This is a genomic window from Rhodothermaceae bacterium (genome assembly GCA_009838195.1).
In the GTDB taxonomy this organism is placed as follows: domain Bacteria; phylum Bacteroidota; class Rhodothermia; order Rhodothermales; family Bin80; genus Bin80.
This window is the reverse complement of record VXSC01000034.1, coordinates 1-23,492: the sequence shown is the minus strand read 5'-3', so window position 1 is coordinate 23,492 and position 23,492 is coordinate 1. Positions and strand designations below refer to the sequence as shown.

21 protein-coding genes are annotated in these 23,492 nt (G+C 51.4%); 5 read left to right on the top strand and 16 right to left on the bottom strand.

Features of this window, described 5'->3' with window-relative positions; genetic code table 11:
* The first annotated feature begins 69 nt into the window (after positions 1 to 69).
* Both F4Y64_07740 and F4Y64_07735 read left to right on the top strand, forming a co-directional pair.
* Entirely contained in the window at positions 70 to 429 is a 360-nt protein-coding gene (locus F4Y64_07740) for a hypothetical protein (GenBank protein MXX97489.1), read from the top strand.
* Positions 430 to 942, top strand: a complete 513-nt coding sequence (locus F4Y64_07735; protein ID MXX97488.1) for a hypothetical protein — start codon at positions 430 to 432, stop codon at positions 940 to 942. It abuts the gene before it with no gap.
* A gap of 180 nt (positions 943 to 1,122) precedes the next feature.
* Here the strand turns inward: F4Y64_07735 and F4Y64_07730 are convergent, their stop codons facing one another.
* From F4Y64_07730 to F4Y64_07685, 10 genes are all read right to left on the bottom strand, one after another.
* Positions 1,123 to 1,308: a protochlorophyllide oxidoreductase gene (locus F4Y64_07730; protein ID MXX97487.1), complete on the bottom strand. Its 186-nt coding sequence runs from the start codon at positions 1,306 to 1,308 to the stop codon at positions 1,123 to 1,125.
* A 296-nt stretch (positions 1,309 to 1,604) separates the two neighbouring features.
* Entirely contained in the window at positions 1,605 to 2,504 is a 900-nt protein-coding gene (locus F4Y64_07725; protein MXX97486.1) for an Mrp/NBP35 family ATP-binding protein, read from the bottom strand.
* Positions 2,501 to 4,423 carry a universal stress protein UspA gene (locus tag F4Y64_07720; GenBank protein ID MXX97485.1) on the bottom strand — a complete coding sequence of 641 codons (1,923 nt, stop codon included), beginning with the start codon at positions 4,421 to 4,423 and terminating at the stop codon, positions 2,501 to 2,503. The genes F4Y64_07725 and F4Y64_07720 overlap by 4 nt, the downstream gene beginning before the upstream one ends.
* Before the next feature lie 23 nt (positions 4,424 to 4,446).
* Complete coding sequence (locus F4Y64_07715; GenBank protein ID MXX97484.1) at positions 4,447 to 4,770, bottom strand: hypothetical protein; 324 nt, start codon at positions 4,768 to 4,770, stop codon at positions 4,447 to 4,449.
* Positions 4,770 to 4,973: a ferredoxin gene (locus F4Y64_07710; GenBank protein MXX97483.1), complete on the bottom strand. Its 204-nt coding sequence runs from the start codon at positions 4,971 to 4,973 to the stop codon at positions 4,770 to 4,772. Before F4Y64_07710 ends, F4Y64_07715 begins: the two co-directional genes overlap by 1 nt.
* A gap of 2 nt (positions 4,974 to 4,975) precedes the next feature.
* Complete coding sequence (locus F4Y64_07705; GenBank protein ID MXX97482.1) at positions 4,976 to 6,220, bottom strand: radical SAM protein; 1,245 nt, start codon at positions 6,218 to 6,220, stop codon at positions 4,976 to 4,978.
* Between the two features lie 3 nt (positions 6,221 to 6,223).
* On the bottom strand, positions 6,224 to 7,753 hold the full coding sequence (locus F4Y64_07700) for a c-type cytochrome (GenBank protein MXX97481.1): 1,530 nt from the start codon (positions 7,751 to 7,753) through the stop codon (positions 6,224 to 6,226).
* Between the two features lie 12 nt (positions 7,754 to 7,765).
* Positions 7,766 to 8,593, bottom strand: a complete 828-nt coding sequence (locus F4Y64_07695) for a cytochrome c (protein ID MXX97480.1) — start codon at positions 8,591 to 8,593, stop codon at positions 7,766 to 7,768.
* A 26-nt stretch (positions 8,594 to 8,619) separates the two neighbouring features.
* A complete protein-coding gene (locus F4Y64_07690; protein MXX97479.1) occupies positions 8,620 to 9,408 on the bottom strand; it encodes a cytochrome c in 789 nt (262 codons plus the stop codon).
* Positions 9,409 to 9,435: 27 nt separating this feature from the next.
* Complete coding sequence (locus tag F4Y64_07685) at positions 9,436 to 11,214, bottom strand: hypothetical protein (GenBank protein ID MXX97478.1); 1,779 nt, start codon at positions 11,212 to 11,214, stop codon at positions 9,436 to 9,438.
* Positions 11,215 to 11,380: 166 nt separating this feature from the next.
* Here F4Y64_07685 and F4Y64_07680 point away from each other — a divergent pair, with 166 nt between their 5' ends.
* Positions 11,381 to 12,553, top strand: a complete 1,173-nt coding sequence (locus tag F4Y64_07680) for a DoxX family membrane protein (protein MXX97477.1) — start codon at positions 11,381 to 11,383, stop codon at positions 12,551 to 12,553.
* Here F4Y64_07680 and ybeY read toward each other — a convergent pair.
* The 3 genes from ybeY to F4Y64_07665 are packed head-to-tail and all read right to left on the bottom strand — an operon-like array spanning position 12,540 to position 16,463.
* Positions 12,540 to 13,028 carry an rRNA maturation RNase YbeY gene (ybeY, locus tag F4Y64_07675; GenBank protein MXX97476.1) on the bottom strand — a complete coding sequence of 163 codons (489 nt, stop codon included), beginning with the start codon at positions 13,026 to 13,028 and terminating at the stop codon, positions 12,540 to 12,542. The genes F4Y64_07680 and ybeY overlap by 14 nt on opposite strands.
* The gene (locus F4Y64_07670) at positions 13,009 to 13,497 is read right to left on the bottom strand and encodes a hypothetical protein (GenBank protein ID MXX97475.1); all 489 of its coding nucleotides are present in this window, start codon (positions 13,495 to 13,497) and stop codon (positions 13,009 to 13,011) included. Before F4Y64_07670 ends, ybeY begins: the two co-directional genes overlap by 20 nt.
* A 17-nt stretch (positions 13,498 to 13,514) precedes the next feature.
* Complete coding sequence (locus tag F4Y64_07665) at positions 13,515 to 16,463, bottom strand: DUF2723 domain-containing protein (GenBank protein MXX97474.1); 2,949 nt, start codon at positions 16,461 to 16,463, stop codon at positions 13,515 to 13,517.
* A 203-nt stretch (positions 16,464 to 16,666) separates the two neighbouring features.
* Here F4Y64_07665 and mtaB point away from each other — a divergent pair, with 203 nt between their 5' ends.
* Entirely contained in the window at positions 16,667 to 17,965 is a 1,299-nt protein-coding gene (gene mtaB, locus F4Y64_07660; protein MXX97473.1) for a tRNA (N(6)-L-threonylcarbamoyladenosine(37)-C(2))-methylthiotransferase MtaB, read from the top strand.
* Here mtaB and F4Y64_07655 read toward each other — a convergent pair whose 3' ends face one another.
* On the bottom strand, positions 17,966 to 19,354 hold the full coding sequence (locus F4Y64_07655) for an aminopeptidase P family protein (GenBank protein ID MXX97472.1): 1,389 nt from the start codon (positions 19,352 to 19,354) through the stop codon (positions 17,966 to 17,968).
* 214 nt (positions 19,355 to 19,568) lie between these two features.
* Here F4Y64_07655 and F4Y64_07650 point away from each other — a divergent pair, with 214 nt between their 5' ends.
* A complete protein-coding gene (locus tag F4Y64_07650) occupies positions 19,569 to 19,931 on the top strand; it encodes an FKBP-type peptidyl-prolyl cis-trans isomerase (GenBank protein ID MXX97471.1) in 363 nt (120 codons plus the stop codon).
* Here the strand turns inward: F4Y64_07650 and F4Y64_07645 are convergent.
* Both F4Y64_07645 and F4Y64_07640 read right to left on the bottom strand, forming a co-directional pair.
* Complete coding sequence (locus tag F4Y64_07645) at positions 19,921 to 22,950, bottom strand: aminotransferase class III-fold pyridoxal phosphate-dependent enzyme (protein MXX97470.1); 3,030 nt, start codon at positions 22,948 to 22,950, stop codon at positions 19,921 to 19,923. The genes F4Y64_07650 and F4Y64_07645 overlap by 11 nt on opposite strands.
* Complete coding sequence (locus F4Y64_07640) at positions 22,947 to 23,438, bottom strand: dihydrodipicolinate synthase family protein (protein ID MXX97469.1); 492 nt, start codon at positions 23,436 to 23,438, stop codon at positions 22,947 to 22,949. Before F4Y64_07640 ends, F4Y64_07645 begins: the two co-directional genes overlap by 4 nt.
* Between the last annotated feature and the right edge of the window lie 54 nt (positions 23,439 to 23,492).

Here is a 23,492-nt window from a genome sequence, read left to right as displayed (position 1 = left end):
CGAATATACGCGTTCTTGACCAAAAATTACCTATAATTAGACAGAAAAATCACACGAAACCCCGCTTTCATGGACTGGGTCTGGGAGCTTTACAAAAAGTACATCACCAAAGCCCTGATCGCCGGGGGGAACTCGCATCCTACAGAGGCAGAGTTGGAGGCCGCATTTGTGAAGGCGCTCGCCGCATCATCCATCACGATTCTTGTGCAGGAACCGTGGATGAACTCTGTTCGATTCAAGGGGCTTGCACGTGCTCCCCTCTCCGAAATGACCGAACTGCTGGAGAACCCTATGGAATGGCTTCGGCAGCGTTATGGTGGTGGTAAGTTCAAGCTCAACTTTCATGAAGGTTGGCATTTTGTTGCTACAAAAAATTTCAAACCAGAGGGACCGCACCTGTGGAAGGACGCACCGGAAATCTCTTTCTAAGTGGACGCATTGACTCCAAATCCTCCCCGTGACCGCGAACGTGTCGTTGTTTTTTTGGGGTTTTTGACTAGTGAGAAATGCCGGAAGGCCTGTTCGAGACATGCACAGCCGGAGATGGTTGCCGCCATGTTGACTCGCCTTTGGTTTGAGGAAATCTATGTCCCCAGCGAAACTGCAATAGACACTCTTAAACCTGTCCCAGACCCTGATAACTGTGCACGCTTCAATGGCTGCTTTAGTGCGGGGGAATTAACAGCGCTGGAACGGTTTCACGGATTTTTTGAGTTGCGGCTGAATTTCTTGACCAATCAGGTATACGGCAAAGCATTCTTTCCAGAAAATGACAGCTGGCGAAGCCTCATTGAGCACGCTAGACATGTTCTCTCGGAACTTGATCCAGATCCAGAATGGCTCCGGTCAATGCTGGAGGCCATGATCCAAAGCCTCCAGAAAGGAGAACTAATGGATGGGCTCTGCAATCCCCGCCTTCTTTCGTCCCCAAAAGACACCTGACCAACGATTCTTAAACTTCAAGCCTTACCTGCTTCCATGAACAGTCGAGTTGTTTTCTGACTCCGAGCGGATTGAAGGTTCATGACTGTCTGTCTATACCAGTATATAAATCTCATACTTTGGAAACAGTACCTCAAAATAGAAGTGGACACCCGGGAATGAAGCCGCCCGACCTGCAAATTACATTCCAAGTTGCCCCTTCATGGCATCCATCACACCCTCATTAATCTCAGAAAGTCCACGGTCACGAGCATAATCCTCAATGTTGCGCTTGACCATCGGCTGAATGTAGGGTGGGATGGCTTCCAGGCGCGTCAAGGCCTCCGGACTCCAATGAAGAGCCACCTCAGTTTCTGCTGCGGCCATCGCGTCGCTAATGACCCCCGTGAACGGACACCGCCCCCCAGAGGATGATTCCGAGGCCGATTCCTCCTGACTCACCGCAAGACTCGAGCGCAGCGTTTCCATAGGCTCTGCCGGGGCAGTTCGGCCACCAATCTTGACTCCCAGTGAACGAACCATCTGCGTTTCCGCCTTATTGGTCAGCATGGCCATTTGTACATCACACGAAGGGCACTCATACACAATAGACATCGTACCGTCAAAGGGACCACGCGTCGAATGCAAGTTCATCGGCTGATCACAGGGCACACAAAGAAATTTCATGATGATTCTGTTTTGGTCCAGGAAAACACCCGCTCGGCAATACTCAAGATGGCAGTGGCCGCGGGTTTGGATCGATAGGTTTGCAGGTATGATTGACCGTGATCCAGGCAATCTGCAAGCCGATGATCAAAAGGAATTTCCCCCAGATAAGGGACATCATGTGCCGCTGCTAAATCCTTAACTATGGAGGTCTCGCCAAAGAACTTATCCTGATGACCACAAGCCGGGCAAACGACCACACTCATATTCTCAATTACCCCCACCACCTCGACATTTGTAATGTCCGTCGCCATCGAAATAGACCGGCCAACCACCTTCATCGCGACAACGGATGGCGTTGTGACCACGATAGCACCCGCCAAATTCGGAAGTAGGTCAACCAGGTTTTGAAGCCGCTCTGCTCCTGGAGGTAAATCAATCAATAATATATCAAGGTCTCCCCAATCCGTATCCGAAAGCAACTCCCGCAGTGCACTCATCTCAACCATGGAACGCCAGGTATACGCGCCCCGCTGCGAGTTTGCATCCCACACGAGTGGTGTTCTTTCGTCCGGCAGAAACATCCCCATGGACATCACCGGTATACCAAATTCATTTCGGGCAGCCGTCATCGAACCATTTTTGGGAGAGGGCTTGAAATCTCGAACCCCCATCATTCGTGCCATACATGGGCCATTTAGATCTGCATCCAACACACCCGTGCGTATCCCCCTTCTGGTCAATGCATCTGCGAGGGATGCGGTGACGGTACTCTTGCCTACCCCACCCTTTCCACTCATCACCGCAATCATGCTCCCGATCCGCTTCAGACGTCGACCAAGCCGATCATGCTGCTCGGCAACCTGGCCCATTACATCTGAACCGCCATCGGTCGCTATATCATTGTAGTTCTTCACGAATCCTCCGTCGCCTGCTCCTTAATCATCTCCTCCATCAGCTTCAATCCTTCTTTGATTCCTTCTTCCGTAATCGCCAACGTGATCAGGTCTGTCTTACGTTCACGTGCAACTGCCTCAATCCGTTCTTTGGTACGTGTACGCATAAATCCCTCCGGAACTCGTTCAAGCCGCACATGGGCATCTGGTGCCCACATGAATTCCCCATCCTGGACCAAATCTCGCATGGCCTTTCGAACTGGAGCATCCCGGGATCCGCCATCATGTTCTCCTGGAGTCTTCAAGTGTCCCCCCGGAGTAAGGTTCTGCAACTCTTCCGCAGTCCCCGCAGTCACACCACGTACCATATCCAGAGTTATAGTTGGAATACGCTGTACACGTGCACGCTTTTCAATCTGCGCCTTCGCACGGCGCATCTGATAGCCATCGGGGATCGTTCGGAGTTCTTTCAGAGCATCCTTACTCCATTTGAGCCGAACGTCATCAAACGTATCCTGCTCCTCTGTTCCCCCCTCTAATTTGGCTAATTGATTAATCGCGTCCTTGTCCAGCTTCTGAAACGCCTTTGCAGCACTGCCACACACCGCGCACCGCACCGGTTCAAAGTCTCGTGCAGCGTACCCACACTGACTGCAAATCCATGTGACGGAGTCCTTCGCAACAATTTCTTTGGTGGCGGTGTCTTCTGCAATGATTCCCATCTTAATCATGGACGAGCGGGGCAGAATATTTCCCATTGCCTGCTCAACAATTTTGCGCGTGATCACGGAATGCCCCCGCTCCATCGCCCAACGATGAATGGTGGTACGTGCAATGCCACGCGCAAAATCAGGTGCCGTGTTCAGGAGTCTGGTCGCCGGCTCGGTCCATAACATGGACTCCTCCGCACTCACATCCACAGGAGGGATGTAGCGTTGACTGGATAGTAAGATATTACAGGGAGCCTGGCGCAGAAGGTTTTCTGTGTTGCTTCCAATATCCATGTCTTCGTCACTGTGTACGCCAATACGCCCCAATACCAGGAGCCATGGGTTTTCACGCCGGACATACTGGAGCATCTTCTCAAACGCCTTTCCATCCAGAAGCGTGATCTTCAGATCCACTTCCGAATCTGCTGCGATCCGCCTTGCAATATCCAGATGAGACTGGTAGATCTTTGCCAGCCCCGTATCAATCACCTCTTCATGCAGTTGCTCCTGCTCTTTGAACTTGAAGACCTTGGATGCCTTTTCAGTCAACACATTGACAATGCTGTTGAACATTGCATAATGTAGATATGGATCATAGACCGATACCGCTTCCACTTGCCGACCCGTCTTGCGACCAAGCTCCAGTGCCGTACGCAGCCCGGCGAAAGATTCTGGACTGCCATCAATCCCAACTACAATATTGCCTTCCGGCTTCCCGTCTACGGTCACATCCTCAGGGTCAACCTTTTTGATCACCAGGGTATCTGTCCGAACTCGGCGCGTGACACGCTCGCAAACACTCCCCAGGACACTATCCTTTACGGCACCCAGCCCCAAAGCTCCCATGATCACTAAATCATAATCACTCTCCTCGATGTCCTTGGCAATTACTTTCCAGTTCTTACCGTCATACATCTTAGGTTCGAATGGAATGTCTGCCTCCTTGCATCGCTCTTCTGCAACGACCAAGTAAGAATCACTGATGAGCTCAAGTCCCATGGTGATCAAGGTATCATGGATTTTGCGCTGCTTTTCCATCGCATCCTCAATCAGATACTCCTCAGGAAGCGTGTACTCCATTTGCTTGAACCGGTAATCATGCATCCGCGCAGCGTAGGCATGACTCGCTGTGACGGTTGATTCAAACTGCCCGGCAAGCTCGATTGCCATGTCAACCGCACTGATTGAGTGCTCAGAATTGTCAACTGGAACAAAAATCTTCTTGTACATGGGCTCAGCTAGGGTGCTGCAAATCAATAAGTGTAAGGAATCCGGTCGCGCACATACCGAAGTCGATCAATCACGTAATCCATTTCCGAACGATCACCCAACATCGCCGCATTCAACAAAGCGGCATCAAGGAATGGCTCACAGGATGAAAGATCATTCGACTCCTCCATACAGGTAATGAACCGACTAAGTTCATAACGAACCTTCACAACTTGATTGCGCAGATCGGAATCCGCGTCTTGCGTGGCGATCCACCGGCTAAGGCGCCGAATCTCTAATCCAAGGATCGGAGGCACCATCTGGCGAAACTGCTCTACCGGAATATACTGGACTTCGTTTTCAACCATTATGGGAATACTGTAATCTCATCGGCAGCATCCTCAGGAATCGGCTGGATCGCATCAAATTCACAAACAGCTAAGCATTCCGTAAAATCCGTGCAGGTATCATCAATCACATAGATCGGATCCCCGGCGTGAATCGCCGTAATCGGACACATATCTATGCAATCATCGCAAGCTGTGCACGCCTGTGTGATATAGTATGGCATAACTATACCAGATGGTTCGGTTTTTGGTGCAGAGTTGGCATCCTTGCAAACTTTCCAGATCGCTTCATCCCGCTCAGTGCACCATTCATGACTTCAGTGGTGATGCTTCCGATCCCCCTGCTTCTGGCATAAGCTTCGACGCCTTTACGTGTCTTGCTTCGGATGAATGTAATCGGGATCCGCATCAAACGCTCCTCCGCTGATTGATCCCATTGTAACACGGACTCCGGTAAGGCAACGCCGGTGGGCTGGTAGGTGCACGCAGGATCTTCACTCAGGTAATCACCCGTCGCCGCAAATGCGCGACACCTACAGCCACCGCATAAATCCTGGAACTCACACTTTCCACACCGCCCCTTCAGCTTCGCCGGCTCTCTGAGCTCCGCAAATACGGACGAATCATTCCATATTGTGGTGAACGATTGGCTAAGCACACTCCCCGCCACTACATCCATGTACGGACAGGGGGTAACATTCCCTTCCGGCGTAATTCTGCAATACTCGGTTGCTGCCATACATCCACCGCTCTCCATTCCCCCGCGTCCTTTTGCATACGCGATCTGTTTAAACTGAGGGGCACACTTGCTACGTACGAGCATCGGCCGGTAGTTGTCCTGCCAGTCAATCAATCTTGAGAGCATGGACTCCGTAGCCGCAGCGGAAAGATCGGTCATACCCTGCCCCCGGCCCGTCTGTACCAGAAAATACAGATTGAACGACCATGCACCGTGCTCACGCGCAAAATCCAGGAGTGCAGAAATCTCGTCATAATTCTCCTCCATCACAGTCGTCTGAACCAGGACCTCCAGTCCCTCTTCTTTGCAAATTTTGAGTGCACGCACAGAGTGCTGCCATGCATTCCGCCCGCCCCGAAACTCGTTGTGACGATCAGGATCCGCAGAATCTATACTGATCCCAACCCCACGAACCCCACATTCGACCATCTTTTGCGCTACCTCGCGTGTAATCAGTACGCCATTCGTCCCCATCACAACCCAGATCCCCATCTGGCTTGCTGCTTCGGCAATCCTGTAAATATCCTTCCGGAGCAGCGGCTCACCACCTGTAAGAATGAGCATCTCAGTACCAAGACTATGCAATTCGTCCAGCAAACCCAAACATTCGTCGGTGGTCAACTCACGCTCCGCAGCCCGGCCCGCGGATAAATAGCAGTGTGGACACTGCAGATTGCACTTTTTGGTGAGATTCCACGAAACCAGTGACGGTATGTACGTCTTTGCTCTCACCTGCTATGTCTGTTTTCTGCGGCGTGTCCGTAAGCGTACCAGTCCAACAATGATAATCTCTGCGGCCAGTACAATCAAAAACCACTTCGCCATCGGAAGCGCCGCAGATTCTGTCTCGATCGGCTCTAAATACAGATGATACCAGGCGGACAATCCCCGCATATTGCCACGCTCTGCGTTGAAGCCATCCCACGCAGTAAAAGAAATCGGCACAAAGGATGACTCCTGCATGATGTAATTTCCCAAGGTCCTGGAGCCTTTCAGTCGAACCGACCATACTCCGTCTTCATACTCCGCGGTTCTCTCCAATTCAATCCCATTATCTGTAATTCTTCCTGCCCCCTGCCCCGTCAATACAGCCGCTGAATCTGTCGCCAGATCTGTGTACCAGATTGCCATCGGGAACCTGCTGTCTCCAAACATAAAGTAGGGGCGCTCCAGTCCCTCTGGGGTACGGGAGGGAAGCAGTACGGCAACGGCGTCGGACCAGCCTTCCACCAACGTATCCGGTTGCATGGGATCAAACATTGGAACCTCAATTGCCGGATGATTCATGCCCTCGGCTTCCGCAGTCATATCATGCCATTGAAGCTGGATGGCGATCTCCGAGACATTGTAGACTGCCTTGACGCTAATGCCATTGACACCTGGATAGAAGGCTCGTCCAGGTTCAATGACCTGACCTACAATCGGGAAATATGCCTCGGATGCATCCGCAAACAACTCGTCCCCCAACTCCAGTTCACCGGTCTGCCCCTGCACACTGACGACCGTGCCATATTCCGGCGTATCTCTCGACAGTGACCATACATAATCCACCAGTGCCCACCGATCTTCCTCATCACTGATTGTTTGCAGGTAAGAGGGCATGGGGGTCCCATTCAGCCCGGTCATAAACGTGCGATAGACCTCTTCGCGTGTGGCACTTGCCCGGTAGGTCCACCGCTTCGTCATGTCTGCCGGACGGATTGGAAATCCCCAGTCATCCACCAGTTCGGGAGCACTGTGACCATTCCCACGCCCATTCACACCGTGACAGTCCGTGCACTGATTGGCTTCAAAAATTTCACGTCCACGTGCCAGATGATCTGGATCCTCGGAGTAAGATGGTGCCCGGGGAATCTCTACAACCGTCGGATTGCCATAGGGGCCATCAAACGCAGGCTCGAACGTCTTGAGGTAATACGCCAAGTTCGTAATCTCAGATTCTGAAAGAATCCCCTCCCACGGCGGCATGCTCGTGTAGGGCATCCCAAGCCGAATACTCCGCTTGATATCTTCGGTCGTCGGGAGTTCACCGCTTTCAGTAGACCGGAATTTGTAGTTTCCTGAAGTAAAGTCGCGGGGAGTTGGTCGCAAATACGGGGTGGCGACCGCATTTGCGTCGCCCTCATACCCATGACAATGCGCACACTTAATGTCATAGATCTCCTTCCCCTCTGCACGCTGCGCTTCCGTACCGAGATCATTCTCCTGCTGTGCAAGCGCGGGGGGCGCAAACCCAATCAAAAGTAAAGGCAGTAAATATCGCATCTTGTTCCCCGGTTAATGCGGCATTCCCTGTGCCCGTGGTTCAAATCCAGTGTACTCGTACAGGAATAGAATCACATCCCATATTTCTTCTTCGGTCAAAAACAACTCCCAAGCTGGCATTGCACTTGACCAGGGGGTTGACTCGGAAGGGAGTCCAGGTGCCCCTTTGGCGATGCGCCAGAATAAATAGGACTCCTGCAGCATGGCAATCGTCGTTGCATCATTGAAGTTTGCCGGGATCGGATCATAACCATGTGCAAACATTCCAGCCCCCTCCATATTATCCCCATGACAATAGAAGCAGTTCTCAAAGTAAATCCGCCGACCATTGTTGACATGCTCAGCAAAGGCGGCTTCATCCGTATGTTCAAGCTCACGGAAAGGATTGTTGGCCGTCGCCAAATCAATTGAATTGCCCTCGAACGTAATGGAGAGTGGAGGCGGGGGATGGATCGTCCGGGCACTGGAGGGGGGCTGCGGCGCCTCATTCATACTGATATACGTCCGGGCGGCTACCGCCGCAGGAATGGCGAATAGAACAATCACCAGTGCGATTCGATACTCTTTCTCCACCATAAATCGTACGATGGACCGCCAAGCCTTTGCTAATTCCTCATTATCTGCCGACAAATAGGCCGTCAGTGCAATCGTAATGATCGCCATGAACAGCACGATAATCGAGTTGGGAAGCGGTGGATTAATCCCATATGAAAAAGCAGCCCAGAGAGCAACCCACCATATTGCCAGCCAGGATAGGCGATTGAGCTTAATCCAGCGCGTAACGACGAGCTGGATAACAACCATGGCTGCCACAATTCCCAACAGTACAAATAAATTCATCTGCCAACTAGGTCAATTCAGGGAGCCTACATAGATGCAAGGTAATCCACCAATGCCTGCAGCTCCGACGTGGAAACCTGCTCGTAAAAATTATTTGCATCCAACATCGTTGACATCACTCCCGGAAGATATCCTTCGGTGACGACCTCATCCGGGTCAACAATCGCTTCATAAATCTCCGCCCGGGACATCCGTTCTCCAAGGCCTTGGAGCGTGGGGCCTGCCCCTGCGGTCCCATCCAATGAATGACAGGTATTGCACAGGTAGGCCGTAAATAGTGTCTCTGCATCCCGGTTGCCGCCGACAGCTACAGGGGCTGCCTCCTGCGCCGGTGCCTGTCCCTGCCACTGCAGGGTGGTTTCCATGGTCACACTTGGTGTTCCACCAAGAGACTGCATATAGGCAATCACAGTCAGAATTTCCTGATCGGTCAACGCAATCGGAGGACGGGCAATGTTCGGCATTCCAGCTACGAAGCCCTCCACCACATAAGCATTGGGATCATACATAGATTCAGCCAGATATTCGACATCACTCTGTCCGGGAACGCGTTCACCAGCAATCGCCCCAATATTGTCCAGGTCAGGAAAACGAAGCCCGGTGCCATGATCCCCCATGGTATGACACGTCAAACAGGTCCCTTTGCCAGCGACGATCTCTTCCCCAATTGAGATCATCTCCTCAGTCGTCAGATTGCTGGCGATTTCAATGTCCTCGGGAGGATCGGTCCGTTTCTGGGGTACCCACAAGCTCACGTACCAATAGAAGACGCTGACCACGATCGTGAATCCGAATATTTGCAGAGCCTGTTTCACGGGATTATTGGGCTAGTAGATTGATTATCATGCGGGGGCTGTCGAGGTAGACGCTTCTTCCTGAGCCCATCGGGATCCAGATTTGGGCTTCCAATCTTTTCTTCCAGAAAGACCAGCCAGGAAGAATACGATGGCAATCAACAGGAAAAAGATGATCACAATCGCACTAACCACCCCACCCGCAAATCCTAACGTAGGTGTAAATGCATCCACCGAGGTATCCCGCACCACACCATAGACATGCCAGTGCTGCCGCATCCCTGCACGCACATATCCCATCAGTCCCATTAGCCAGGTAAACGTGATGGCGAGGAAGAAAAGGGCATACTGACTCCGGGCAGAGATTTTTCCCCACACGATCTCGCCACGGGATTTTGCATTCTTGAACAGGAATATATCAATCACGGTCACGGAGATCATGGCAAACAGTACCGACAAGACCTGTGGCTGGCTCAGCCCAATTCGGGTTTGGGCGTCTACAAAGTATCCGTACACGCCGAGGAAGACCACATAAATCACCACAGCCGCAAAAATGCCGAATTGGATCCAGTTACCGGTTTTAGCCCATGAAACTGTTGCCTCTTTATTTGCACGCCGATAGAGCAAAAAGCTGACGTAGGTCGTGAGGATCAAAAGGTTTACGGCCGTATTCTTTGCACTCATCACCCCCAGCACGTTCAGGATGGGATGATGAGAACCGCCCATTGCACGAGCTTCCTCTACCGTTGCGACGAGCGAGTGTGGGGTTGCCCACACAATAAAGCAAAGGGTAATTACCCCCAAAAGATATTTGATAAACCTTCGAAAACGCTCCGCACCTGGAATCCGGGCCATACTCAGCCAGAGGTAGTAATTTGCTGCCAGGAATAAATTGCCAATCAGGACGGCCTGCACAATGAAGAGCCACGAAAATGTACCCCCCATCAGGGTGATCCCAAGACTCTGATCATATGCATAGATCTCTACCCCCAGCCAGTATCCCGCAAACGGGAGCGGCAACAGCGCACAAATCGCGACAAAAATCCCGATATACCCCATCCAGTCATAATGTGCCTTGGCCTCCAATGTCTTCGCACCCAGGAACTTGAACGCACCGTATGCCGCGCCGATTGCACCACCAAACGCCACATTCGCAATCAACCGGTGGATGTTGATCGGCATCCAAGTATAGTTGTTGATCGCCTCCCAGAGACTGGTCAGGTTTCCCATATCATCAATCCCGTTAGGCGTATTCATGAACGTCAGCCATGCATTGGCAATGAACATGATGGCCGTACCCACGAGGTTGAGCATCACCCCAATAAAGAGGTGCAGACGCGGAGGGAGTTTGCCCCAACCGTAATAGTACGCATAAAGGAAGAACGCTTCAAGGAAAAAGAGCAGCGCGTAAGGCAGAAACGTCCAACTGAATATCTTGACCAGATACTGCGTCAATGCCGGATAAAAAACCAGCAGTCCAAACGTAAGCAATGCCCCGAGCGTGGCCGTGAATGAAAATGATACAGAGAGGAGCTTCGTGAAGTCGTAGGCTAACTGGTCATAGCGCTTGTCCCCGGTCTTGTACCCGATGAATTCAATCACCAACGCGAATATGGGGACGGCTAACACAAATGCGGCAAACATCAGGTGCAGCTCCGCCACCGCCCACATCAGCACACGACTGCTGATGAATGGCAACGTCCGATACTCAGGATCTGCCTCCTGCGGCATCCCCCACACAGGGCCCACGACCAGAGCTAACAGCAGAAAAGCAATCAGTCCCACAGGGAGACTCCGCCCCCATGCGCTTCGATATCTCGTATGCACTACAGGAATTTGATCTATGATCGCAATGAAGACAACTCTGTGAAGAGACGGTTAATTCCGATCAAATATACAATGAATTTTGAGTTCGAACAAATTAATCATCTCCATTTTGTTATTCGCTCAAATTAGCCTATTATTTACGGGAATTCCACCTTCCGTTGGTAGCATGCTCCAAAGGTTTAACGCTTGGCTCGACGAGTATCGTGAGATCGCTTTTGATCTGATTCGGATTTACTTGGGACTTGGACTGCTCGCACGAGGGATACTCTTTCTGGTCAATGCCACCACCTTCGTTGCACTGTTGCCCGAAGACGCACCGGCATGGCTGCGTGCCGAGTGGGCACATCTCAGTGTAGCGGGGCTCCATATTGCTGGGGGACTGGCGATCACGGTCGGCATCTGGACCCGGATTGCTGCCCTTTCACAGGTCCCGATTCTCTTTGGTGCCATTTTTCTGAGTCTCGGGAGTCTTTTTTCGGCGAATCAGTCTCTGGAGCTCTCTTCGCTTGTGTTCTTCATTCTGCTTCTAGTTGTGATTTGTGGATCTGGGCGCTGGAGTATTGATCATAAGATCCAAGATTCGCGGAATGAACTCCAGCTTATCCTGGCAAAGCTTTATCCCTTCCGCTCACATGCATTTGATCTTTTGCGCATGTACCTAGGGCTTGGATTGCTGGTACGTGGTATGCTCTTCATTGCAGATGCAAACAGTTTTCTGGACCTGATTGGGGCAAATCCATCGGACATGCTCCGCTCGACAGTCCTATTGCACTACGTCGCCCTCTCACATTTACTCGGCGGATTTATGCTGCTCACCGGATTGCTTTCCCGTGTGGGAGCACTCATCCAGATTCCAATCTTGGTCGGAGCCGTATTTGTGGAAGAAATGTCTGGTGGCCTGACCGCAGGGACTCAGGGCTTTGAAGTGGCCATGCTGACCCTGTTTCTTCTGATTCTGATTTTCCTCTACGGATCCGGGGATATCTCAAGCGATCACTACTTCTTCCGACAGAGTCCTGACCCCACTCCGACCCGCACGACTGTGTCCACACACGCGGCAGAAATTCTTCGTCAGGACGTTCCCGAAGACCGCCAATTTGCTGATCCTGTTGAAATTCTCGCCGTCCCAGAGGCACTTACATCCGAGGAATCCATCAATGAGATCCTGTCCAATCCTCGCATTGTAGCCCAAGCGCACTACAGTTTCTGGGGCTGGGCCATGTTTCTGCTTGACGTAACCCCGCACCCAAAAGAAATTACATTCAAGGATGTACACACTGGGCAAATTCTACGTCGTAGCAAGGACCCTCGTGTGCTTCAGCAGTTCAGATACCGCTAACGCCTGTGCGCTGGAGGTACTCATCCTCTTTCGTACGCATGATTTTCTGTTCCTTAGACGTGCTGTCGCGGTACCCCAGAAGGTGAAGTACTCCGTGCACAATATAGCGACAGGCCTCTTGGGTAAACGTTGCATCATAGTCTTGGCAGTGTTGCTCCGCAAAATCAAGACTGACATACACCTCCCCGTCAATCATTGGCCCATGGCCGAGTGAGAAGCTCAACACATCTGTATCGTAGTCCGCATCTTTCCACTCCCTGTTCAAACTGCGAAGCTGTTGAGCATGCGTGAGAATGATGTCCAACCTTCGAACCCTCTTCTGCTCCCCTTCCAGCACCTGATCGACAAGCTTTTCCACCAGATCGATGTCCAACTCTAGGTGTGGATGCTCATTGCCTATGACGACCGCGCTATCTGGTGGGAGACTAGGCAGATCAGACCAGTAGTCTTCTCGTTCAGCCTTCAATTGAAATATCCTCGTCTTCGTCGAACTTAAAGCCTTCCAGGATCCCCTCTGCCATCAGAAATGAGATGACACTGTTTGAAATCTGACTGGGCATCTTGGTATAATCCATATCCAGTAACCGTCGATCATAATTGGAATAGACCTGGCACCAAGCGGTTGCCTGTACTACGAGAGCATTCACCACATTGTGACCTTTCGCATAGAAAATGACCTCCCGGAAATCCTCCTCGGCCACCAGCCCGGTACACCCAACCAGGTGGAGTTGGCAACTGGTCGTTTCAGCGGTGATGATGTGGCCAGGGATTTCGTCTTTGAGATCCCCGGGAAACTCCACATCGACCGAAATCTCCAGCTTAACGATCTGCCCTAGATCTTCGTTCTTGATCTCGTAGCATACGACGCGATCCTTTCGAATGGGCTCTGCACCCAGCGTACGACCGATGCGCTCGAAATCATGCTCCTGAAATTGAAAACTCATATTCGACATCTGTTGTCCTAAGGCTGCTGAACCCCATTCTCGTATTCTGGATCCAGAAGTGCGGAATCCTGTGGGATAGATTGGTCCATATTTTGGGTTCCGTCAAGGGAATCTTGGTCAAACATCCCCATCGCGGCAGCACGCATCTCTTCTGCAGTAACATTTCCTTCTTCTCCAACGGATTCCCGAATTTTGTTTTCGAATGCCGCCGCCCCTTCAAAGTCACCAGCCTGCAGATATGCAGCTCTGATGGTCTGCAAAAACGTGAAGACATAATCATCAAACCCCTGGGCATTGTTTAGATCCAGCCGGTGCATCAGTAAGGGTTCTGACTGTTTGAGTATCTCTAACGCCTTTGCATAATCGCCTGCCTCCTGGTAAACGCGTGCGGTGTAGATGAACGAGACGTAGTCCCCGGGAATGGTCGTAAAGGGGACCTGTTCGAGCAAATGGTCCATGAGACCAAGCCCTTCATCCACCTGCCCTTCCTGAACCATCGTCGCCGCCGTCTGGGCAAAAATATTCCTGTAATTGTCTACCATCCGCCGGATATTTGCATCATAGTAGACCTTGGGGTTATTCAGGTTCCTGAATCTGAACGTTTTCAGCCGCTCTGGTGTAATTCCTGGTTCAACCCTGCCCAGGGGATCATCATGACGGATGGGAACAACGCGCATCGCCTGTCCTTCGAGTTGCAAATAGTTCTCCAGATCAAGGCGTCCATCAGGGGAAACGGTGACTGCAAAGTATACTGGTCTCTCCCAACCGCCTGTGGCTGCACCACGAATAATGTCGAGGGCAGCAATGTCCGCACCGTAAAGAAGATTCACGGGCTCCCCTGTGTCTGGGTCGGTTGTGTAGGGTCGACCAGTGAGAGTCCAGGACATTGTGGTATCAATCATGTTCCGGTCCATCTGCCCAACAAACACCTCGGACTCTTCCGATAGCAGCGTCGGATTAACTGGCAAGGTCATCGTTCTCGGCCTCAGTAAGGTGGGCCCAAGGTCATCAATCTGTTCATCAGGTAAATTAATTGGCAAAGGTGTTGACTCCCGCGAATACTGGTGTTTCAACTGTCGTACATACCAGGGCGTGTTCAACAGGGACAGGTTGGCTACGCGGACATCCCTTCGGACTCCTTCGACCTCCTGCGCATACCAGAGAGGAAACGTATCATTATCTCCGTTGGTGAAGAGGATTGCATTCGGCGCAACACTCATCAACATATTGTATGCATAATCCGGGGCAACATAACGTCCAGAACGATCATGGTCGTCATAATTTTCCATGGCCATCCAGCCAGGGACCGCCAGAAAGATCACAGGTGCTGCAACCCAAAGGAGGTACCGGAACTGTTCTGCAAAATTCTCCAATGCATCCCGAACAAGCTGCAGAAGCCCAGTTGCTCCAATCCCGATCCACAGGCTGAAAGCAAAGAAACTAGCGACATAGGAATAGTCACGTTCCCGGGGCTGCAGGGGAGTCTGATTCAGGTATAAGATGATGCCCACTCCGGTCACTAAAAACAGTACCAGCACACTGAAGGCACGCCGCCAATCCCGGCGGAAATGATAAAACATTCCAAAAAATCCCAAAAGCAGTGGAAGAGCAAAATAGCGATTCCGGCTTGCCCGTTCGCTGGGAGTCTGCTGCAGGGTTTCGTTTGGACCTTCAATCAGCGAAAACCCAGTGATTGCACGTGCACCCTCTACATCACTCTCGCGCCCTGAAAAATTCCATAAGAAATAGCGCAAGTACATATGCCCCAACTGATACTGCCAGAAAAACTGTGCATCGGAGTTGTACTGTCGATAAATATTCACATGTTGTGGAGCCACGGAGTGTCGTCGTGGAAACAGTTTTATGTTGTTCGGATCGAAGTCCCCAGTGCGGTTATTGAAATTAGGACCTTGCAAAATTGGAGTTTCCCCGTATTGCTCCCGCTCCAGGTAGGATACGATCGCAGCTGGTGTTTCCGGATCGTTTTCATCAATCGGTGGATCGGCAGCACTTCGAATGAAGATGACTGCATAACTGGAATAACCAATTAGTACCATCAAAAGACAGACGGACACCAGATTCGCCGTTTGCTTTGCCCGAATCTGCGTATACCATACCGCAAAGACGACTGCACCGACAAAGAGAAGAAGAACCAACAGTGGTTGTCCAGTCTGTCCGGCCAATCCGGGTAACTTTTGGATAATTCCGGGATAAATACCAAGAAAGACGACCGTGGCAACGACAAGCGACAACAAAATGGCTCTCCAACGTGCTGCTGATTTCCAGTCGGGTCGTCCACTGACTGTCCAATCCTCCCGATCATATTCAACAAAAAAGAAAATGAGGGCGATAAAGAAGAGTGCCAACAGGCTCAAGAGATGCACCCCGATCGCAAGCCCAAAGAGATAAGCCACGAGTATCAGGATACGGTTTGCACCCAGTCCAAGTCGATCCCGCGAATTTGCCAGTTCCTCTCGCGCCATCTCGCTCCACTTCATGATCAGCCAAACCACCAGAGCCGTAAAGAGCATGGACATCGCATACACTTCTGCCTCTACGGCATTGAACCAGAACGAATCGGTGACTGCAAATGTGCAAGCTCCGACCACGCCCCCAAAATGGTGCATAAAGGTGGCAGAACCTTCGGTTTTGGACGGAATAAATTCCCGCAGCAGACGAACAATGATCCAGTAAGTCAGCAGGATGGTAAACGAGCTGGAGAGCACAGAAACCATGTTGACCGATAACGAGATCAAATCATTCGGAACAAACATGGAAAAAAGACGACCTGCCAACATATAGAATGGTGCGCCCGGCGGATGCGAAACCTGCAACCCGTGTGCAATCGCAATGAATTCTCCTGCGTCCCAGAAGCTTGCTGTAGGTGCAACGGTCAATACATACAGTATCGTTGCATAAGTGAATACCCCGATGGATACAAATAGACCTGCACGTTTCGAATTCATATTGTTTTTACCACGGTAGACATGGGACATATTAGACCTGTGTAACTCTGGCAGGGAACGCGTGTTGCCAACCAAGTATTATCCAACCTTGGCAGCACCCAAGCAGAACGTGACCCATGCTCGCCAAAACTGGCGCCAGGATCGCAAATAGGGATCAAGAATGAGGAGAAATTCATTTCACCTGTAGTTTCGAGAATTCCTTCATGGGCAGCGTTTCATTTCATACACTTGGCTGCAAGTTGAACTTTGCGGAGACAAGCAGCCTGAGGCGACAATTTGAACTGCACGGATTTGAGACCGTCGGGCAAAAAGATATTTGTGATATTTCGGTCATCAACACCTGTTCGGTGACGGCCGAGGCAGATCGGAAGTGCCGACAAATCATACGGCGTGCCCACCGACTGAACCCCGATGCATTCATCATTGTCACTGGATGTTACGCGCAACTGCGCCCGAATGAAGTAGCGGCAATTGAAGGAGTCAACGCAGTGCTTGGCAATTCAGAAAAAGCACACATTTTTGACCTGCTCGAGGATTTTTCCCCGAAAACATCTACGCAAGTTAGTGTTTCCTGCACCGGAAGCATGGCATCCTTTGATCCCGCGCTGCTATCAGATGATCGCACCCGCGCATTTCTGAAGGTTCAGGACGGATGTGACTATTCCTGCTCGTTTTGTACGATCCCCATGGCTAGGGGAAAAAGCCGATCAGCCCCTGCAAATCAAATTATTGATCAAGCCAGGCAACTCGCAGAGCGAGGCGTTAAGGAAATTGTTTTAACGGGAGTCAACATAGGACTCTATGGTCAAGGCAGCCTTGATCGCCCTACAAAATTAAATCTACTCCAGTTGCTACAACGATTGGCAAAGGTGGACGGAATTCTCCGCTACCGTATCTCTTCCATTGAGCCCAACCTGCTCACAGACGAGATAATTGACTTTGTTGCGGACACTCCTGTGATGGTACCGCATTTTCATGTCCCCTTGCAGAGTGGAGAAAACTCGGTACTCGGGGCCATGCGACGGCGCTACCGTAGGGAAGTCTACCAGCAGCGGCTGGAATATATTCATACGCGCATGCCCGATGCTGGAATCGGCGCCGATGTGATTGTTGGGTTTCCAGCGGAAACTACCGATCACTTCACAGAAACGCGTACGTTTCTGGCAAACCTGCCAGTCACCTACCTGCACGTCTTCACCTATTCCGAACGTCCTGATACTGTAGCTGTTAATCGCTATGAGCAGCATAACACTATTCCTGCTTCCGAGCGTTCATCTCGCAATCGAACTCTCCGGGAGCTCTCTCGGCGCAAACAGGCCGTGTTTCAAGAACGGTTTCGTGGCCAGATACGGCCAGTGCTCTGGGAACGCAACGCCTGGTCTGGCAGAATGCAGGGCTATACGGACAACTATATTCGTGTCTCGAGTCCCTTTGACGATCGTCGCATTGGATTGGTGGAGCATGTCCGACTGGGCACCGAAAATACAGCCTTCGTTTCCTGACTATCCGCTGCACGCAGCTTCTACATCTACAATCGTTCTGGGAATTGGGGGACCCAAAATTCGATGCCCCTCTAGCGTTACTACGACATTTTCCTCAATTCGTACTCCGCCAAAATCCTGCCAGTCAGCCAGCCTGTCATAGTTGATGAAGGTTTCGTGACGCTTTTCGCTCCTCCACTGATCAATCAGCGGACCGATGAAGTAGCATCCTGGCTCAACCGTCAATACGAATCCAGGTGCAGGGGCCCTTCCAAAACGAAGAGATCCAAGACCAAACTGTTGACTCCTTCGGATCTGATCATCATAACCAACCAGATCTTCCCCCAAATTTTCCATGTCATGGACATCAAGCCCCATCATATGCCCTAATCCGTGCGGGAAAAAGAGTGCATGTGCCCCAGCAGCTACCGACTCATCAAGATCTCCCCGCATTAGACCGATCTGCTGAAGCCTGTCAGTAAGGACACGTGCAGCCACCAAATGACTGGCCTGGAATGGACGACCTGGTTGAATACTTGACAATGCCGAGATTAATGAATCCAGGACGGCCTGATAAATCTCACGTTGACGAGAAGAAAACGTACCTCCAACCGGATACGTCCTTGTGATGTCACTTGCATACCCCGAAACAGTTGCGGCCCCACTGTCCTGAACAACCAGATCGCCAAGTTCTAAACGGCGATGATAGTGGTGATTATGCAAAACCTGTCCATGCTTCGTCAAGATACATGGATAGGCAAGACGTCCCCCGCCACTGATTGCAATTCCTTCGACAAGACCAGCAAGCTCACGTTCGTACTTTCCTGCCTGAACCGCCTGCATTGCAGCACGGTACATCTGTTGCGTAACCGCCAGCGCCGCCTCAATCTCTGCCAATTCCCGGGGCTCTTTGACTGACCGCTGTTCAACAATGGCCCGGATAAGTTCCTCTGAATGCCCTCCTTTGGATTGCTCCGGCTCTAACCCCATGAGCTTCTCCAATCCACGACTGATTTCTGCTCGGTATGGCGGTAAATAATGTAAATCCCGTTTTCGGGCAAGGGCCCCGGACAGGACTTCTGCCAGATCAGATATTTCACACGCATGATCCGCACTACAGAGCTCTCTTAATTCATCTAAACCTGGCTGTGAGCCAGACCAAATGACATCATCTACTGTCGGCTCTGTGCTGAAAATTGTTGTCTGATTCTCATCTACATCAATCACAGCGAATAGCCCTGGCCGATGAATCCCAACATAATAAAGAAAGGTACTGTCCTGCCGGAAGGGATAGATATTATCCGCATAATTCATTGGACTATCCACATGCCCAGGCAAGAGCACGATCCCACTCCCCAAAGACTTCACCAGTTCACGACGACGTTCGGAAAATACATCAGCTTCAAACATGGAACACGAATGAATATGGAGGACTTCTTTTGACTCGCTTTACCTGACAACTCGACGGACAAACAATTTAGGGATTTTTCTGTAGTAGGGAGATCAATTTTGTATGATGATCATGTCCTTCGTTCGATACGCAGCACTGGTCTTGGCAATTGCGCTATTTTCTACCTGTAAAAGCCCCACGGAACCGATGCCCCCAGAGCCCGAAAACACCCCCATGCCACGCGAGGTGGCCGATGATGATTATATCCAGCTTTCAGATGGTCTTAAGTACTATGACTTTGAGATCGGTACAGGCGATCCAGTAAAAAATGGAGATCTTGTGACCGTGCATTATCACGGTTGGCTAACGGACAACACGCTCTTTGACAGCTCCCATCTTCGAAACAGCCCCTTCTCGTTTCAAATTGGGAACGGCCGGGTTATCGAGGGATGGGAACTGGGAATCCTGGGGATGCGATCAGGGGGGCAGCGTCAGCTCGTGATCCCGCCCGATCTTGCCTATGGAAATCGGGGACAGGGCCGCATTCCACCAAATGCGACACTGATCTTTGAGGTTACCCTCCTATCTATTGACTAATCGCTGCCTCCTCCTGAAGTATAGAATCCAGTGTTTCGACGAGTTGGACCGCATTGGCTTGATCAAAGACCAGCGGAGGCTTGATCTTCAGCACGTTGTGAAGTGGCCCATCCGTTGAAATCAGAATGCCCAGATCGCGCATGCGGTTCGCAATATAGCCCGCCCCCTGATCGGCTGGCTCCAGGGTTTGGTGATCCCGCACCAACTCTATCCCCAAAAACAATCCCCTCCCCCTGACATCTCCGATCACCGGATGCCTGCTTTTTAGTTTCTCAAGAGACTGTTTTAGAAAGGTGCCCGTGACGAGCGCGTTTTCCTGCAGCTTTTCCGATTCAATCACATCCAAAACTGCCTCCCCCACTGCGCACGAAACTGGATTTCCCCCAAACGTGCTAAAGAACTCCATCCCGTTATCGAATGAGTGAGCAATCTCGGCAGTGGTCACAACGCCTGCCAGTGGGTGGCCATTCCCCATCGGCTTACCTAGGACAACAATATCTGGCGTGACCTCCTGGGTCTGAAAGCCCCAGAAGTCACTCCCCATCCTCCCAAACCCTACCTGTACCTCGTCAGCGATACAAAGACCGCCTGCCGCACGTACGTGTGCATAAACTGATTGCAAGTATCCCTCTGGCAACTCAATCTGCCCTCCGCAACCAAGGAGAGATTCGCAGATAAACGCGGCAATCCCATCCGGGACCGAATTGAGTTTTGCTTTCAGTTCTGTTGAATACTGCTGTGCCGCATCACTTCCCCGAAACCGCCCTCTATATAGATCCGGGACCGGGGCTTGATGCACATGCGGAGGTGCACCCGTTCCGCCGGGGCCATCAAACTTGTACGGGCTGATCGCGATCAGTGAACTCAAGTGACCATGATATGCGCCCTCCAGGACCATGATATCCTTCCGCCCGGTGTGTGCAAACGCCAGACGTAACGCCAGATCATTGGCTTCGCTCCCTGAATTCACAAAATAGCAGACCTTCAACGGTTCCGGCATGGTGGCAGCCAGCCGCTCCGCATAATCTACCAGTGTCTGATGCAAATAACGTGTATTGGTGTTCAGTACGCGCATTTGTCGGATCGCAGCTGCATTGACACGCGGGTGGCTATGTCCTACATGGGGGACATTATTAACAGCATCCAGAAATGCCCGACCAGTCTCATCATAGAGATACTGACGAAATCCACGTACAATCTGCAGAGGCGTACGATAAGAAACGCTGAGATTTCCCCCGATACAATCTTTTCGCCGGGACCGGATCGTTTCCGTGAGAGGCTCAGGCACGGGCAGCAAGTCATCCCGAATCCCGAGAATCAGGTTGGGGTCTGGGCAGATCGATAACCACACATCGCGCTGGCTTGCCGGTGCAACCCCCCAGTACTCACCAGATTTTCCCAACAGATCGGCAATCACCTGAAAATGCAAATGGGGAGTCCACCCTCCATTCTCCTCCGGCACTCCGAGATTGGCAAACTCCTCACCCTTGGCAATTTTCTGCCCTGGTTGAAGCCGCTGGATCGAATGCTCACTCAGATGACCGTACAGCGTGTAAAATCTCCCCCCTTCCATTGTATGCTCCAGGATCACCAGCCCTCCAAAATCCATTGGTTTCCGGCTGAAAGAGAGACTGTGTATCCGTGCCGCAGCCGGAGCATAGACTGGGGCTCCTGCCTCCTTAAATAGATCAATCCCCAGGTGAATCGTCCGGGTCTCATCAAACGCATTGTTCGCTGATCGGTAGTTTTCTGATGTGTACACGATCCGAGGCTCATTATAGCGTCCAACCCCGATTTCAGCACCTGCACGGCGGATCCGCCTGAACCATGCTTCAGAGGCTTTCTTTGGATCGGGTTGCCGCTCCAAAGGCTCAACCAAAGGGCTGGTAACACTCAGATCCACTACAAGGGGATCCTTCGTGCACACATCCGGCTGCATGACCGGTGCAAATGTTCGCTGACGAAGATGTGAAACCACGCGCATACCCTTTGGGCAGGGCTCCATGCCACAGGCAGACCGCCATCGGTACTCCGCCAATGATGACGATTCTCTTGATAAATAGGTGAGGAGGGACCATGCTCCCTCCTCGGATACGCGAAGGTACTCATTCTCGGGTTCTAACGACCCTCTAAAGGCAGAAACCAACACACTAGAACAAAGCCGCGCTTTGATTAGCCCGTGTAATACTGAGATTTCTGATTCCTCCAAAGGATAGGCCTCATGATACCCATGCACAACCTCTGCTGCTGCTCCCACTGGATCGACCTTGCCCATCATGATATATGTTGCTGCGACTGCAAGTTCAATCACAGTCGTTGTATGCAGCGTATCCCCAAAATCTATCAATCCGCGAATGCTGGCTTGATAGCCCGTACCCTGGACAACTACATTGTGGTCATTGGCATCGTGATGGATTACGCTCTGCCGAAGTTGATCTAGGCTGGGAAGCGTCTCATTCTGAAAGAATTCCAATGCATCCTCTACGAGCTTGCGCCGTTTGGCATCCCGGATACAGTCCAGATATTTGGCGAAATGAATCGCCTTACGAAGATCCCAGGCGTAGCTTCGATGTGCAGACTCGTGTTCGAATCCTCCCAGAGCCTGATTGAGAGATCCCAGAAATCGTCCCAAATCCCGAAGCAGCGGGCTCAGTACAGGCCTGACATCTGCGAGTATGCGTCCATCGAGCCAGGTAACCATCCATAACTGGTGCTGCCCCTCTTTTCCCTGTACAACGACTTTTTGATCGCCCGCTTGTGTGGGAACGACGGCCGGAATATGGTCCCCTTGCCCATTCGCATGCAGATGTGACAGTACCGCCTGCTGAAGATCTACGTAACTGGATTCTGCTGCTGCATTGGAAAGCTTCAAAACAAATGTGCCACCGGCCGTATTGACACGAAAATTTTGATCCAGGTGACTAGGAAGCTCGGTTGCGCTACCCTGTAAGCCAAAATACTCCTGTGCCAGAGCCTGAGCTTCTGACGCTGAAAAGGTTGGAGCCGGATGTTCAATCATCTGTGACTGTATGGTGATCGCGTAGCTGCGGTGAATACTGTCTTATATAGCTGGATACACCTCTTTGCTTCATTGGGAGGGAGTGGGCTTAGCGGTGGTCTGAGATTCATCCACGCATCCCGCCCGGTCAAATCCTGCATCAATGATTTCAGGGCGGCTATCATGGGCCACTGCTCAACCGCCTCTCGGATTCGGCTGAGACGCTCCTGCAGCAAATCCGCCTCAGGAGACTCCCAATTTGCCAACAGATGCGCGACCATCGGTGAGGTTACGTTTGCTGTTGCACTGATGCAGCCAGCCCCTCCTGCCCTAAGCGTGTCCAGTAAAAAATGCTCACTGCCTGCAAAAACTTGTATCTCGGGGAAATTGCGAATCATGGCCCGAATACTTCCTAAATCACCACTAGAATCTTTGAATCCGGCAATATTTTCGGGGTACGCCTGAATCAGCCGTTCAACCAAGTTGGGTGCAATGGGAGTCGCACTCATCTTAGATCTTATAGCAGGACGGTTCTGCCTGATTAGCGCTACCTTAGCGCGATC